We start from the raw sequence: 14,115 nt of genomic DNA on the forward strand, positions 1-14,115 counted from the left end.
CGGGGCGACCGGGAGGGGGGACGATGCGGCGCAGGACGGTGTTCGCCGCGGCGGCGGTGCTGTCCGGGGTGCTCTACTCCTCGTTCTGGCTGGAGGGTCTGCTCCCCACCGGGACCGACCCGGTCGCCGGGTACGCCAGCGAGCTGTTCGCCCGGGACCGGCCGCTCCGTCCGCTGTTCGCCTCGACCGAGGTGCTGGCCGGGCTGTCCGCCCTGGTCGCGGGGGCGGTGGGGGCGTTCGCGCCGGAGCGCCGCCCGCGGACGGCGCTCGCCGTGCTGTGCTGGGCGGGCCTGCTGCTGTTCGGTGCGATGACCGTGGTCGACGCGCTGGTGTTCCCGATGGACTGCGCGCCCAGCGCCGATGCCGCGTGCGCCCGCGCCGAGGCCGCGGGGCGGCTCTCCGCGTCGCACGCCATGCACGAGGCGGCCAGCTCGACAGCGGTCCTCGGCGGGCTGGCGGCGATGGCCGGCTCCGCCGGGGCGGTCCGCGCCGGGCTGCGCCCGGGGCTCCTGCTCCTGGCCGCCGTGCAGGCGGCCGCGACCGCGCTGCTGCTCTGGCTGATCGCCTCGGGCGGCGACGTCGGCATCGTGCAGCGGATCCAGATCTCGCTGTTCAGCGTCTGGCTGATCGTGCTGGGGGTGGCTCATGGCCCTGACGAGTGACACCGTGGTCTGCGCCTCCGGGCTGGGCGGCGCCGCGTTCGACTGGGAGGGGGTGCGGCGCCTGCTCCAGGACCGGTACCGGGTGGTCCGGTTCGACCGCAGGAACCTCCGGCCCACCCTGCGCTCGGAGGCGGCGCGGCTGGCCGGGCTCGCCGAGGCGGCGGGCGGGCCGGTGGTGGTGGTCGCGCACTCGGTGGCCGCGCTGCACGCCGAGGCGTTCGCCCGGCTCCGCCCGGAGCTGGTCTGCGGCCTGGTGCTGGTCGATCCGAGCTGCGAGATGCGCACCCCGTCCCCCTCCGCGCTGCGCTCGCTGGCCTGGCGGGTCGGCGGGAGCCTGGTCTCGCCGTTCGCCCGGGCCGCCGGTCCGGCGCTGCGCCGCTCGGTGGTGCGCCGCCAGACCGTCTCCCGCCGCGATCCGGCGCCCCGGGACGCGGTGCGCGGGCACTACGGCGACGGGCGGACCCTCCGCGCCGCCGCGGCCGAGCTGGCCTGCTACGACGCCATGGTCGCCGACCTGCACGCGCTGCGCCGGGAGGAGCCGTTCCCCCCGGTCGGCCTGGTGGTGCTGACCGCCCCGGACGGTCCGGCCTGGCGCGGCTGCCACGAAGGCCTGGCCGCGCTGAGCCCGCACGGCCACCGGATCGACGTGCCGCGCGCCGCCCACCTGCTCCACCTGGAGTTCCCCGAGGTCATCGCGGAGGCCGCGGACGACCTCGCCCAGGGCGGCCGGCACAGCGGCCTCGGCGGCCGCTGACCCGGAGCGAGGGTCCCGGCCCTGCGCCCCGGAGCGCCCCGGGCCGGTGGACCGGGGAGGCCGCCGGCCCCCTTCCGAGCGGCACGGGCGCCTCGACCGGCCGCGGTCGGGGCCGGACCGCGCCAAGGAGAGCGGGAGCCCCGGTCGAGTACCGACACCGGAAGACCGGTCATGCGGGAGGAGCGCCCTGAGCTTGTTCTTCAACTTCGGGGGCGGCCGGAGCACCGAGGCCGCCGACCCGCCGCCGGGCCCCCTTCCGGAGGCCGGCACCGCCTCGGCCCCTTCCCTCGCGGGCAGGGCCGGGGCGTCCCGGTCCGGGAGGCGGGCCCGGCGGCCTCTCAGCGCCCCGGGCGGACCGGGGGGAAGGCGATGGTGTCCCGGATGGGGCGGCCGGTGAGGGTGATGAGCAGCCGGTCGATGCCCATGCCGAGGCCGCCCGCCGGGGGCATGCCGTACTCCATCGCGGCGAGGAAGTCCTCGTCCAGGTGCATCGCCTCGGGGTCGCCGCCGGCCGCCAGCAGGGACTGGGCGGTGAGCCGGGCGCGCTGCTCGACCGGGTCGTTCAGCTCCGAGTAGCCGGTGCCCAGCTCCAGGCCCATCGCGATCAGGTCCCACTTCTCGGCGAGCAGCGGGTCCCGGCGGTGCCCGCGGGCCAGCGGGGAGGTCTCGGCCGGGTAGTCCCGGACGAAGGTGGGCGCCGCCAGGTGCTCCTCCACCAGCGCCTCGAACACCTCCTGGACCAGCCGCCCCTGCCCCCACTCCGGGTCGGCCGGGACGCCCGCGGCCTCGGCCAGCCGGCGCACCTCGCGCAGCGGGGTCGCGGTGGTGACCTCCTCGCCCAGCGCCTCCGACACCGACCCGTGGACGGTGGTCTCGCGCCACGGCTCGGCCAGGTCGAACTCGGTTCCGCCGCGCCGCACCACGGTGCCGCCGAGCGCCGCGCGGGCGGCGGCGACCACCAGGTCCCGGATGAGCCGGGCGACGGTGTCGTAGTCGCCGTAGGGCTGGTAGGCCTCCAGCATGGTGAACTCGGGGTTGTGCCGCGGGGACAGCCCCTCGTTGCGGAAGTTGCGGTTCAGCTCGAAGATCCGGCCGGCGCCGCCGACCAGCAGCCGCTTCAGGTACAGCTCGGGGGCGATGCGCAGGTACATCGAGGTGTTCAGGGCGTTCATCCGGGTGGTGAACGGCCGGGCCGCCGCGCCGCCGTGCACCGGCTGCAGCATCGGCGTCTCCACCTCCAGGAAGCCGCGGGAGCGCAGCTCGTCGCGGACCGCGGCCACCGCGTCGCCGCGCACCCGCAGCATCCGCCGGGCATCGTCGCTGACGATCAGGTCGACGTGGCGGCGGCGGGCCCGCGCCTCGGCGTCCAGGCTGCGGGGGAGCGGCCGCAGGCACTTGGCGGTCATCGCCCACCGCTCGGCGTGCACGGTCAGCTCCCCGGTGCGGGTGGCGACCACCTCGCCGGTGACGCCGACCTGGTCGCCCAGGTCCACCAGGCCGCCCCAGCGGTCGAAGTCCGCGGTGGCGTCGGCGCTGAGCATCACCTGGACGTCGCCGGTCTCGTCGCGCAGCACCGCGAAGCCGATCCGGCCGTGGTCGCGCTCGCGCACCACCCGGCCGGCGACGGTCGCCCGCCGGCCGGTGCGCTCGTCGGCGGCCAGGCCGGAGAACTCCTCGGCGAGCGCCGCGGCGGTGTCGGTGGGCTCGAAGCCCACCGGGTAGGGGTCGACGCCCTCGGCCCGGAGCCGGTCCAGCTTGGCGTGGCGGACCCGCTCCTGCTCGGTGAGCCTGCGCCGCGGGTAGCGCGCCGCCTCGGCCTCCTCCTCGATGGCGCGGATCCGCTCCAGCAGGTCCTGGGAGACCGCGGGGAAGCCGGGGCCGTGCCGGCGCGGTTCGGGCAGGAACCCCTCGGCGCGGCCGGCCGCGATGGCCACCGAGCCGATGTCGCCGCTGCGCCGGAAGCAGACGTAGCGCGGCACCCACTCCGGGTGGTACTTGGCGTTGGCCTGGTAGAGCGTCTCCAGCTGCCAGAACCGGGAGGCCAGCATGAGCACCCGGTAGACGGCGCGGAGCACCGGGCCGGCGCCGATCCGGGCGCCGCGCTCGAACACCCCGCGCAGCATCGCGAAGTTGAGCGAGACCCGGCGCACGCCGAGCCCGCCGCCCTGCTCGGCCAGCGCGGCGACCATGAACTCGTTGATGCCGTTCTCCGCCTCCGGGTCGCGGCGCATCAGGTCCAGGGAGAGGCCGGTGCGCCCCCACGGGACGAAGCCGAGCAGCCCGCGCAGCCGGCCCTCGCCGTCGAACGCCTCCACCACCGCGTAGTCGCCGTCCCGGGGGTCGCCGAGCCGGCCCAGCGCCATGGAGAAGCCGCGCTCGGTCTCCCCGTCCCGCCACCGGTCGGCCGCGACGATGAGGTCGGCGGCCTCGTCCGCGGGGATCCGCCGGGCGCGGCGCACCCGCGCGGTGTAGCCGGCCCGCTCCACCCGGCGCACCGCCTGGCGGACCGGGCGCATCGCCCTCCCGTCCAGCCCGAACCCGGCCAGTTCGAGGACGGCCTCGTCGCCCAGCTCCAGCGCGTCCAGGCCCTGGTCGGCGTAGGCCGCGGCGGCCCGCTCCCCGGCGCCGAGCACGCCGGGGGTCCAGGCGTGCGCCCGGCACTCCTCCAGCCAGCGGCGGATCGCCTCCGGCCAGGCCTCCGGGTCGCCCAGCGGGTCGCCGGAGGCCAGGCAGACCGGGCCGACCGCGCGGTAGGCGACCGCGGCGCGCCCGCTCGGGGCGAACACGACGTCCTTGTCGTCGCGGAGCGCGAAGTAGCCGAGCGAGTCCTGGTCCCCGTACTCGGCGAGCAGCCGGCGCGCGCCCAGCTCCTCGTCGGGGCTGAGCACCGCGCGGGCGCGGGAGGGGCGGAACATCACCCAGACGGTGGCCAGCAGCAGGCCGCTGCCGAGGACGCCGAGCAGCAGGTCGACCCAGCCGGGCACCAGGATGCCGAGGAACTCGCCGGTGACCCGGGGACCGAACACCGTCTGCAGCACCGCGTAGGCGACGTCGGCGGCCACCGGGCCGTCGGGGTCGCCGTCGTTCTGCGCGACCACGGTGGTGCCGAGCACCACGACGACCGCGAGCAGCACGCCGAACACGGCTGCGGCGACCTTGCGCCGGGCCGGGTCGGGGCGGGCGGCGAACTCCCGCCTGGCCGCGACCAGCCAGACGACCTGCGCCAGCACCAGCACGGAGGGGACGGCGAGCAGCGCCGCCGCGTCCAGCACCGGGACCTGCCGCCGCTCGTCGGGCGCCAGCGCCAGGTAGCCGACGAGGAAGAGCGCGGTACGGGCGAGCACCACCCCCAGCACCGCCAGCTGGATCCGCCAGGCCGACCGCTTGCCCCGGCGCAGTCCGACGGAGAGCAGCAGCATCAGCGCGGCGAACGGCAGGCTCGGCCACCAGCCGAGCGCGTAGACCACGCCGAGCCGGTCCACCCGCAGGATCCAGTCGTCCACCGCCGCGGACAGCCAGGTGAGCAGCGACAGCGCCGCCACCACCCGGGCGTACCAGCAGAAGAAGGCCGGCGCGGCCTTGACCATGCGTTCCTTCACGCCCCGCTCCCCCGATTCCCTCGGTCGCACCCGATCGAAAACTCCGCCCGCCCGCCGTCCGCCGGGTGCTCGCAGGGGGCACCGCGGCCCCGGCCGCGCTTCTGCCGCCGGGGGGAGCGGGGCGGTTCGCGGGCCGTCGGGGGGAGGGGCGCTCGCGCATCATAGGTGCTCAGAGCCGTTCGGCGACTCGACCGAAGGGACGAGATGGGCGGCCGGGGGATACGACCTTCCGCCGTATCTCCCGGTTGCGCGGCCCTCCTCTCGGACGAGGGGGCGCGCCGGCGGACCGCCGCGCATCCGGCCGGAAGCACGCCGTCCCTCGTCCCCCTCTCCCCGGACACCCGTCCACCCTGGCATTTCTCCGGATCGCAATGCGAGCATCACCGTCCGCGACATCGGCGTGCGCGCGCCCCCCTGCGCCCCGGCGGGCGGCGCCGGGCCGGGCATCGCGCTTCTCACAGGCGCTCGGGGCGCGGGAGCGGCCGCCTCTCCGGCAGAGTCGTAGGGAGCGGCCGGGCTCCTCCGCCGCCCCTTTTCCCTGCCTCCGCCCCGGAAGGAGCACCGACGTGCCCGCTCCCGCCGCTCCGCTGCTCGACACCCGGGTGCGGTTCCGCGACGCCGCCGCTCTGGCCGCGCTGACCCTGGTGTCGGGCGCGGTGGTGCTCGGGGCCGGACTGCTGTCCGCGACGACCTTCGCGCGCGACTGGCCCACCGCGGAGCGGCTCGCGCTGGCGGTCGGCCCGCTGGCCGCGCTCACCCCCTGCCTCGCCCTCGCCCTGGGCGCCGTGCTGCTGATGCGCCGCGGCCCCCGCCTGGCCCTGCGCGATCTGGGCCTGGTCCGGCCGAACAGGTTCCCCGCCGGGCTCCTGCTGTGGGTGCCGCTGGCCGTGCTGACCTCGATGCTGTCCACCGGCGCCGCCCTCGGCCTGGCCGCGCTCCTCGGGGGCGGGTCGAGCGGCGGCTCCTCTTCGTCCACGTCGGGGCTGGTGGCGGACCTGCCGCTCGGCCCCGCGCTGCTCATCGCGCTGGGCACGGTTCTGCTCTTCCCGCTGCTGGAGGAGGTGCTGTTCCGCGGCATGCTGCACGGCGCGCTCTCCCGGCGGCTGGCGCCGTGGGCCGCAGCGGCCGTCTCGGCGCTGGTGTTCTCCGCGGTGCACGTGACCCCGCTGGTCATGCCGTACACCCTGGTGCTGGGGCTGTGGCTGGCCTGGCTGCACCGGCGCTACGCGTCGATCCTGCCCGGCCTGGTGCTGCACTGCTGCAACAACGGCCTGGTCACCGCCGTCGCACTCGCGGGGCTGTAGCCCGAGCGGGGGAATCAGGGGCAGGAGCGGGCCGGGCCCACGACCCGGGCGCGGCGCCTGCCCTTGATCACCCCGTCACCCGTCCGCTACCGCCTTGCGGGCGATGAGGAACGCCTGCGGGGCGGTCTCGTCGGGCAGGCGCGCGCGGTCCATGCGGGCCTCGATCTCGAACCCGGCCTGCTCGGCCAGGGCGGCCATGCGTCCGGGCATCCAGCGGCGGAAGTCCAGCTCGACGGGGTGGCCGAAGGCCTCGGTGAAGCTCAGCGGCTCCTCGCCGACCTGGAAGCCGAGCAGCAGGCGGCCGCCCGGGACCAGCGCCCGGTGGAATCCGGCGAGCGCGCCGGGCACCTCCTCCGGCAGGAGGTGGATGAGGGAGTACCAGGCCACCACGGCTCCGAGGCCGCCCTCCGGGAGGTCGAGGTCGGTCATCGAGCCCTCCTCGAAGCGCAGCTCCGGGTGGAGGCGGCGGGCCACCGCGAGCATGCCCGGCGACAGGTCGACGCCGTGCACGTCCAGGCCGAGCGAGGCCAGGTGCGCGGTCACCCGGCCGGGGCCGCAGCCGGCGTCGACGACCGGTCCGGTGCCGCGCACCAGTTCGGCGAAGCCGGCGATCACCGCCCGGTCCAGCGGCTTGCCGGACAGCTGGTCCGCGAAGTGCTCGTCGTAGGCGGCGGCGATGGCGTCGTAGGAGGCCCGGGTGGCCTCCATGTGAGCGGGTCGGGTCATGGCCGGGCAGCCTACCGGGCCCGCCGGGGCGGCGCCGCCCGGGGAGGCGAGCACGGCGTTCCGGTCCTGCCCGGTTCCGCCGGCGCCCGCCGCCCGGAGCGGGCTCAGGCGGGTTTGCGCGCCTCGATGAGGAAGCGGGCGGTGGTGGCCGTGAAGGGGCCCTCCGCCTCGATCAGGGCGTGCAGGTCGCGCAGGCGCTCCCGGTGCTCGTCCACGGTGAAGCCGGGGACCATCCACACCACCTTGCGGAGGAAGTAGACGACCGCGCCGATGTCGCGGAACTCGGTGTGCAGCTCGGCGGTGCGCAGGTCGACCACCTCCAGCCCGGCCGCCTCGGCGGCGCGGCGGGCGTCCTCGGGGTGGCGGGCGCGCCGGACCTCCTCCGGCTGCGGGCCGAGGAAGAACTCCACCAGCTCGAAGACGCTGGCCGGTCCGACCTGCTGGGAGAGGTAGGAGCCGCCGGGGCGCAGCACCCGGGCGATCTCCGCCCAGTGCACGTCCACCGGGTGGCGGCTGACCACCAGGTCGAACGCCTCGGCGGCGAAGGGCAGCGGCGGCTGGTCGGCGTCGGCCACCACCACCGCGCCCAGCGGGTGCAGCAGCCGGGTGGCCTTGTCGACGTTGGGCGGCCAGCCCTCGGTGGCGACCATGGCCGGGGGGAGCCGGTCGGCGCCGGCCAGCACCTCTCCCCCGCCGGTCTGCACGTCCAGCGCGGCCCGGACCCCGGCCAGCCGCCCGCTCATCAGCCGCTGGTACCCCCAGGGCGGCCGCTCCTCCACCGCCCTGCCGTCCAGCCAGGAGAAGTCCCAGCCCTCGACCGGGGCCGCCTCGGCCTCCGCCACCAGTTCGTCGAACGTTCGCGCCATGCCCGGAGCCTCCCATCTCGGCGGCCGCTCGGACCAGCGGTTTTCCTCCGTGTCCCGGGTTCCGGCGGTGCGCCGGCGGTCAGCGCGCCCAGCGGTAGCGGTGCTCGGGGCGTCCGGCCGAGCCGTATCGCAGCCGCAGCTCGGCGCGGCCGTCGGCGCACAGGTGCTCCAGGTAGCGGCGGGCGGTGACCCGGGAGACGCCGGTGCGCCGGCCCACTTCGGCGGCGGACAGCTCGCCCTCGGCCTCGCGCAGAGTGCGGGCGACCAGTTCGCTGGTGGCCGCGGTGAGGCCCTTGGGCAGCGAGTGCGCGGAGGCCGGGCGGAGCAGGCCGAACAGCCGGTCCACCTCGCTCTGGGTGGCCTCGCCGGTGCCGGAGAGCCGGCGGCGGGCCACCGCGTACCGCTCCAGCTGGTCCCGGAGGGCGCTGAGCGGGAACGGCTTGAGCAGGTAGTGCACCGCGCCGCCGTGCAGCGCGGCGCGCACCTGCTCGATGTCGCGGACGGCGGTGATCACCAGGAAGTCCACCGGGTTGCGGCCCCGCCCGCCGTCCCGGTCGGCCGCGCGCAGCTCGCGCATGACCGAGATGCCGGGGGCGTCGGGCAGGTACAGGTCGAGCAGGACCAGGTCGGGGCGGAGCCGGTGCACCTCGGTGAGCGCGGACGCGGCGGTGTGCGCCTCGCCGACCACCTCGAATCCGGGCACCGAGGCCACCAGCTCCCTGTGGGTCTGCGCGACGCGCACGTCGTCGTCGACCACCAGGACCCGGGTCATCTTCCGTTCCCTCCGCTCGCCTCGCCGGCCGGCCCGCCCGCGGCCGCACGCTCTCCGGGCCGCGGTCCGCCGTCCGCCGGGAGGTAGGCCATGAAAACGGCGCCCTCGTCGGCGTCCTCGCCGGGCGGCTGCACCCGGACGCTGCCGCCGCGACTCTCGCAGACCTGCCTGACCAGTGCCAACCCCAGCCCCCGCTCTCCGTCGCGGGAGGCCTTGGTGGTGAAGCCGTATTCGAAGATCTCCTCGGCGAGCTCGGCCGCCACACCGCGGCCGGAGTCGGTGACCCGGACCTCCACCAGGTCGTGCGGGAGCCCGTCGCCGTGCCGGGGGTGCACCCGCACCAGCAGCTCCACCCAGCCGCCGGGCCCGGCGGCGGCCACCGAGTCCAGGGCGTTGTCCACCAGGTTGCCCAGCACCAGCACGATGTCGGAGCGGAGCGCGGCGTCCATCCGCTCGGGCACCAGGGTCATCGGCGAGATGTACAGCTCCGCGCCGCGCTCGGCGGCCTGGGCCGACTTGGCCAGGGTGATCGCGGCGACCGCCGGGTCGGCGATCCGCGCGGAGATGTCGCCGCTGGTGCGGGCGTGCGCGATGGAGACGTCCTCCAGGTAGGCGCGGGCCTCCTCGTGCGCGCCGAGCTCCAGCATCCCGGCCAGGGTGTGCAGCCGGTTGGCGAACTCGTGGGTCTGCGCGCGCAGCCCCTTGGTGGCGGTGCGCACCCCGTCCAGCTCGCCGGTGAGCCGGTCCAGCTCGGTGCGGTCGCGCAGGGTCACCACGGCGCCCGCGTCGCCGCCGCGGATCCGCACCGGCATCCGGTTGCACACCAGGACGCGCGCCCCGGAGAGCACGATCCGGTCCTCTCCGGCGTCGGCGCCGGAGACCACGTCGAGCACCCGGCCGGGCAGGCCGAGCCCGTCCAGCCGGGTCCCCTCGCAGTCCTCCGGCAGGCCGAGCATCTCCCGGGCGGGCCGGTTGACCAGCACCACCCGGCCGGCGGCGTCCACCGCGAGGACCCCTTCGCGGACCGCGTACAGCAGCGCCTCGCGCCCCTCCAGCAGGGTGGTGATCTCGGCGGGCTCCAGGCCGTGGGTCTTGGCGCGCAGCCGGCGGGAGAGCGCCCACGCGCCGCCCGCGCCGAGCAGCAGCGCGCCGCCGGTGGTGCCCAGGATCAGCGGGAACGCGGCGGCCGCCTCGGTCTCCATGTCGGAGACGAGGATGCCGACCGAGACGTAGCCGAGGACGCCGCCCTCCCCGGAGAGGACCGGGACCTTGGCGCGCACGGTGCGGCCCTGGGTGCCGGTCTGCACCCCGGTCCACTCCTCGCCGCGCGCGGCGGGCCCGGGCGGGGTGGACACCCGCAGCCCGACCAGCCTCGGGTCGACGTGGGAGTAGCGGATCCCCTCCGGGTCGGCCACCACGATGTACTCGGCGCCGGTGGCCTCGGTGACCCGGACCGCGATCGGGTTGATCACGGCGGCCGGGTCGGGCTCCCCGAAGCCTTCGACGATCTGCGGCATGTGCGCGACCGAGCGGGCGATGGCCAGCACCCGCTCGGTGTACTGCTGCTCCATCTCCCGGTCGTGGTGGGCGAACCAGAGCGCGCCGGTGGCGGCCAGCGCCAGGGTGAGCAGCAGCGCGTAGCCGATGAACAGGTAGCCGGTGAGCGACAGCCGGACGCGCGGGCTCGGCGGTGCCATAAGGGGTACTCCACGTGCGATTGCGCGGTCGGCGGGCCCTCGCCCGCGTGACCAATACGACCAGTATGACGCCAGTGTTAACAAATCCTTCACTTGCCTGTGTCCCCCCTCACACTGTCATGTGTCCCGCATTGCCCGGTCCTGTGACCGGCGCCGGGACCGATACACGGAGGAAGGATGCCGATGAGGATGCCCAGTGCCCTGGCCCGCATCGCGGGCGGGGCCGCCGCGGCGGCGCTCGTCGCCCTGGCGCTGGTCGACGTCTCGCGCGGCGCCGAGAGCGGCGACGGCGCGGCGGAGAAGATGCTGCTCGTGGCCCCGGCCGCGCCCGGCGGCGGTTGGGACCTGCTCGCCCGGGAGATGCAGAACGGTTTGCGCGAGGAGGAGCTGCGCTTCAACGTCGAGGTGCAGAACGCCGAGGGCGCGGGCGGCACCATCGGGCTGACCCAGACGGTCAACCGGGCCGGCCAGGCGAACATGCTGACCATGACCGGGCTGGGCATGGTCGGCGCGGTGGAGACCACCGGGTCGCAGCACACCATGGAGGACGCCACCCCCATCGCGCAGCTCGCCTCGGAGTACCTGGTGGTGGTCGTCCCCGCGGACTCGCCCTACTCCGACATCAACGAGCTGGCCGAGGCCTGGAAGGCCGACCCGGGCGGGATCCCGGTGTCCGGCGGCTCGATGGGCGGGGTGGACCAGATCTTCGCCGCCCAGGTCGCCCGGAGCATGGACATCACGCCGGAGGACATCAACTACCTGCCCTACGCGGGCGGCGGCGAGGTGCTCACCTCGCTGCTCTCCGGCACCTCCGACATCGGCTTCACCACGCTGAGCGACTTCGCCGACCAGATCGAGAGCGGCAAGGTCAAGGCCCTGGCGATCTCCTCGCCCGAGCGGCTGGAGGGCGTGGACGTGCCCACCCTGACCGAGTCCGGCTACGAGCTGGAGATGTCCAACTGGCGCGGGGTGATCGCCCCGCCCGGCCTCACCGAAGCGGAGACGGCGAAGCTCGAAGAGCTCGTCGCCGAGCTGCGCGACTCCCCCTCCTGGGCCGACACCCTGGAGCGCAACCGCTGGACCGACACCTATCAGTCGCGTGAGGAGTTCGAGGAGTTCCTCGACGAGGAGGTCGCCATGACCAAGGAGACCGTGAAGGAGCTGGGGCTGTGATGTCCGAGCGCACCGCCGAGACCGCGGAGGCCGCCTCCGGCGCCGGCGCGGAGGACGCCGCCTCGGGGGCCGGCGTCCCGGCGCCGGCCGCGCCCCCCGAGGCCTCCGCCGGCTCCCCCGAGGCCCCGCAGGCCGAGGAGCCCGCCGCGCCGGACCCGGAGACCGTCCCCTGGACCGGCCGGTCCGCCTGGGTGTTCCCCGGGGTGACCGCCGCGTTCGGCCTGCTGGCGCTCTCCGGTCTGGCCACCATCGAGCCGCCGCCGCACGCCACGCCGCCCGGTCCGACCGTGTTCCCCGCGGTCGTCGGGACGCTGCTGCTGGTGCTCTCCGCCTGCATGGCGGTGGTCAACGTGCGGGTGGCCCGCCGCGGCCCGTCCGCCGCGCCCCCGCTGCCGCCGGTGGCCTGGCGGCCGGTGCTGATCGTGCTGGGCGCGCTGGTGGTGACCGCCGCGCTGCTGCAGGTGCTGGGGTGGCTGCTGACCGGCGCCCTGCTGTTCTGGGCGGTCGCCTACGCGTTCGGCGCCCGCGACCACCTGCGCGACGCCGTGGTGGCGCTGGCGATGTCCGCGGCCGTCCAGGTCGGTTTCTCGCTCGGGCTGGGGCTGCCCCTGCCCGGTGGCGTACTGGAGTTGATGTTCCCGTGATGGAGTCGTTCTCCCTGCTCCTCGGGGGGTTCGCGGACGCGCTGAGCCCGGTGAACCTGATGTGGGCGTTCCTCGGGGTGCTGCTGGGCACCGCGGTGGGCGTGCTGCCCGGCATGGGCTCGGCGATGGCGGTGGCGCTGCTGCTGCCGGTGACCTTCCGGATGGACGCGACCTCGGCGTTCATCCTGTTCGCCGGGGTGTACTACGGCGGGATGTTCGGCGGGGCGACCACGTCGATCCTGCTGAACACGCCGGGCCAGGCGTCCTCGATCGCCACCACATACGAGGGCCACAAGATGGCGCTGGGCGGCCGGGCCGCCCAGGCGCTGGGCACCGCGGTGATCGGCTCGTTCATCGCGAGCATGGTCGGCACCCTGGTGGTGGCGCTGTTCTCGCCGACGATGGTGGCGCTGGCGCTGCAGTTCGGTCCGGGCGAGTACTTCGCGCTGACCGTGTTCTCCTTCGTGGCGATCGCCGCGGTGGTCTCCGGTTCGGCGCTGCGCGGCATGGCCGCCCTGCTGATCGGCCTGGTCATCGGGATGGCCGGGATCGACGGGCAGAGCGGCGCGGCCCGGTTCGACTTCGGCCTGCCGGTGATGCTGGACGGCATCGACGTCATCGTGGTGACGGTGGGGCTGCTGGCGCTGGCCGAGGTGCTGTACGTGGCGAGCCGGGGGGACAGGGCCCCGGACCTGAAGGCGATCAAGACCGGGACGCCGTGGCTGAAGAGGCGGGACCTGCGGCGCTCGGCCGGCCCGTGGGCCCGGGGCACCGCGCTGGGCTCGCTGTTCGGCCCGATCCCGGGGAGCGGCGCGGAGATCCCGACGTTCCTCTCGCTGGGGCTGGAGCGGAAGCTGGCGGCCCGCCGGGAGCGGCGCGGCGGCGAGCCGAGCGAGTTCGGCAAGGGCGCCATCGAGGGCGTGGCGGGGCCGGAGGCGGCCAACAACAGCAGCGCCTCCGGGTCGCTGGTGCCGCTGCTCGGGCTGGGCCTGCCGACCTCGGCGACGGCCGCGATCATGCTGGCGGCGTTCCAGCAGTACGGGCTGCAGCCGGGGCCGATGCTCTTCGAGCGCGACGCGGACCTGGTGTGGACGCTGCTGGCCAGCCTGTTCGTCGGCAGCGTGCTGCTGCTGGTGCTGAACCTGCCGTTCGCGCCGCTCTGGGCCAAGCTGCTGAAGCTGCCCAAGCCGTACCTGTACGCCGGCATCACGGTCTGCTCGGTGCTGGCGGTGTACGCGATCAACTCCTCGATCGCGCACCTGGTGATGGCGGTCGGGATCGCGGTGCTCGGGTTCGGGATGCGGCACTTCGGCGTCCCGGTCGCCCCGGCGCTGATCGGCGTGGTGCTGGGGCCGATCGCCGAGACTGAGCTGCGCCGCGCGCTGGCGGCGTCCTCCGGGGACCCGTCGATCCTGGTCGGCAGCGGCATCTCGATCGGCCTGTACGTGCTGGTGCTGGCGGCGGCGGCGTTCTCGGTCTTCTCGGCCGTGCGCAAGGCCCGCGCCCGCAAGGCCGAGCAGGACGCCCCCGAGAGCGAGGAGACCCCGGTGGCCTGACCCGTTCCCAGGCCCCTTCCCCGGCCGCACCACCGCCCCTCCCCTCCCTGCGGTGGTGCGGCCCTTCTATGGCCTCACAGGTCAAAGGCCCCTTACGGCCGCCTCTCCGACGCACTCAAGGAACGCGGCCGCACGGTGGCCGAACGCGCCCTCAACCAGCAGACCGCCGACGACGCCTTCACCGCCCTGGACGAACACCTCCGCGCCGGCGGCCGACTGCCCACCCCCTGGAAGACCGCCACCGGCCCACCGGGACACGGCTGACCCCCGACCGGGCCGCCCGCGCACGACTCTCCGGCCCTCCTCTCGCGCGGGCGGCCCGCCCCTTCTCCCCCATCAGCCGCACGGCTCACCGTCTTCGC

General features: G+C 75.6%; 12 protein-coding genes. 7 read left to right on the forward strand and 5 right to left on the reverse strand.

Annotation, left to right across the window (positions count from 1 at the left end; all coding sequences use genetic code 11):
- The first annotated feature begins 23 nt into the window (after positions 1–23).
- Positions 24–662 (forward strand): DUF998 domain-containing protein, encoded by a 639-nt coding sequence (locus J0910_RS25095; RefSeq protein WP_420161006.1) that lies wholly within the window; start codon positions 24–26, stop codon positions 660–662.
- On the forward strand, positions 646–1,416 hold the full coding sequence (locus tag J0910_RS25100; RefSeq protein WP_420161007.1) for an alpha/beta fold hydrolase: 771 nt from the start codon (positions 646–648) through the stop codon (positions 1,414–1,416). Before J0910_RS25095 ends, J0910_RS25100 begins: the two co-directional genes overlap by 17 nt.
- 338 nt (positions 1,417–1,754) lie before the next feature.
- Here J0910_RS25100 and lysX read toward each other — a convergent pair whose 3' ends face one another.
- The gene (gene lysX, locus J0910_RS25105) at positions 1,755–5,015 is read right to left on the reverse strand and encodes a bifunctional lysylphosphatidylglycerol synthetase/lysine--tRNA ligase LysX (RefSeq protein WP_420161008.1); all 3,261 of its coding nucleotides are present in this window, start codon (positions 5,013–5,015) and stop codon (positions 1,755–1,757) included.
- 566 nt (positions 5,016–5,581) lie between these two features.
- Here lysX and J0910_RS25110 point away from each other — a divergent pair.
- Positions 5,582–6,319 carry a CPBP family intramembrane glutamic endopeptidase gene (locus tag J0910_RS25110; RefSeq protein ID WP_420161009.1) on the forward strand — a complete coding sequence of 246 codons (738 nt, stop codon included), beginning with the start codon at positions 5,582–5,584 and terminating at the stop codon, positions 6,317–6,319.
- A 75-nt stretch (positions 6,320–6,394) separates the two neighbouring features.
- Here J0910_RS25110 and J0910_RS25115 read toward each other — a convergent pair whose 3' ends face one another.
- The 4 genes from J0910_RS25115 to J0910_RS25130 all read right to left on the reverse strand — a co-directional run bounded on the left by J0910_RS25115 (position 6,395) and on the right by J0910_RS25130 (position 10,380).
- Positions 6,395–7,045 carry a class I SAM-dependent DNA methyltransferase gene (locus J0910_RS25115; protein WP_420161010.1) on the reverse strand — a complete coding sequence of 217 codons (651 nt, stop codon included), beginning with the start codon at positions 7,043–7,045 and terminating at the stop codon, positions 6,395–6,397.
- A gap of 104 nt (positions 7,046–7,149) precedes the next feature.
- On the reverse strand, positions 7,150–7,911 hold the full coding sequence (locus tag J0910_RS25120; protein WP_420161011.1) for a class I SAM-dependent methyltransferase: 762 nt from the start codon (positions 7,909–7,911) through the stop codon (positions 7,150–7,152).
- A 79-nt stretch (positions 7,912–7,990) separates the two neighbouring features.
- Entirely contained in the window at positions 7,991–8,683 is a 693-nt protein-coding gene (locus tag J0910_RS25125) for a response regulator (protein ID WP_420161012.1), read from the reverse strand.
- Positions 8,680–10,380 (reverse strand): ATP-binding protein, encoded by a 1,701-nt coding sequence (locus J0910_RS25130; protein WP_420161013.1) that lies wholly within the window; start codon positions 10,378–10,380, stop codon positions 8,680–8,682. The genes J0910_RS25125 and J0910_RS25130 overlap by 4 nt, the downstream gene beginning before the upstream one ends.
- A gap of 183 nt (positions 10,381–10,563) precedes the next feature.
- On the opposite strand from J0910_RS25130, the gene J0910_RS25135 reads away from it, so the two are divergent.
- From J0910_RS25135 to J0910_RS25150, 4 genes are all read left to right on the forward strand, one after another.
- Positions 10,564–11,553 (forward strand): Bug family tripartite tricarboxylate transporter substrate binding protein, encoded by a 990-nt coding sequence (locus J0910_RS25135; RefSeq protein ID WP_420161014.1) that lies wholly within the window; start codon positions 10,564–10,566, stop codon positions 11,551–11,553.
- Positions 11,553–12,197: a tripartite tricarboxylate transporter TctB family protein gene (locus J0910_RS25140; RefSeq protein ID WP_420161015.1), complete on the forward strand. Its 645-nt coding sequence runs from the start codon at positions 11,553–11,555 to the stop codon at positions 12,195–12,197. The genes J0910_RS25135 and J0910_RS25140 overlap by 1 nt, the downstream gene beginning before the upstream one ends.
- Positions 12,197–13,753 carry a tripartite tricarboxylate transporter permease gene (locus J0910_RS25145; RefSeq protein WP_420161016.1) on the forward strand — a complete coding sequence of 519 codons (1,557 nt, stop codon included), beginning with the start codon at positions 12,197–12,199 and terminating at the stop codon, positions 13,751–13,753. Before J0910_RS25140 ends, J0910_RS25145 begins: the two co-directional genes overlap by 1 nt.
- A 135-nt stretch (positions 13,754–13,888) precedes the next feature.
- On the forward strand, positions 13,889–14,017 hold the full coding sequence (locus tag J0910_RS25150; protein ID WP_420161017.1) for a hypothetical protein: 129 nt from the start codon (positions 13,889–13,891) through the stop codon (positions 14,015–14,017).
- Positions 14,018–14,115 lie beyond the last annotated feature (98 nt).

The sequence above is a fragment of the Nocardiopsis oceanisediminis genome, from assembly GCF_048595525.1.
GTDB lineage: Bacteria > Actinomycetota > Actinomycetes > Streptosporangiales > Streptosporangiaceae > Nocardiopsis_A > Nocardiopsis_A oceanisediminis.

Coding starts and splice junctions, on each gene's coding strand:
- J0910_RS25100 (WP_420161007.1), top strand. CDS start 646: ATGGCCCTGACGAGTGACACCGTGGTCTGCGCCTCCGGGCTGGGCGGC.
- J0910_RS25095 (WP_420161006.1), top strand. CDS start 24: ATGCGGCGCAGGACGGTGTTCGCCGCGGCGGCGGTGCTGTCCGGGGTG.
- J0910_RS25145 (WP_420161016.1), top strand. CDS start 12,197: ATGGAGTCGTTCTCCCTGCTCCTCGGGGGGTTCGCGGACGCGCTGAGC.
- J0910_RS25135 (WP_420161014.1), top strand. CDS start 10,564: ATGAGGATGCCCAGTGCCCTGGCCCGCATCGCGGGCGGGGCCGCCGCG.
- J0910_RS25140 (WP_420161015.1), top strand. CDS start 11,553: ATGTCCGAGCGCACCGCCGAGACCGCGGAGGCCGCCTCCGGCGCCGGC.
- J0910_RS25115 (WP_420161010.1), bottom strand. CDS start 7,045: ATGACCCGACCCGCTCACATGGAGGCCACCCGGGCCTCCTACGACGCC.
- J0910_RS25125 (WP_420161012.1), bottom strand. CDS start 8,683: ATGACCCGGGTCCTGGTGGTCGACGACGACGTGCGCGTCGCGCAGACC.
- J0910_RS25130 (WP_420161013.1), bottom strand. CDS start 10,380: ATGGCACCGCCGAGCCCGCGCGTCCGGCTGTCGCTCACCGGCTACCTG.
- J0910_RS25120 (WP_420161011.1), bottom strand. CDS start 7,911: ATGGCGCGAACGTTCGACGAACTGGTGGCGGAGGCCGAGGCGGCCCCG.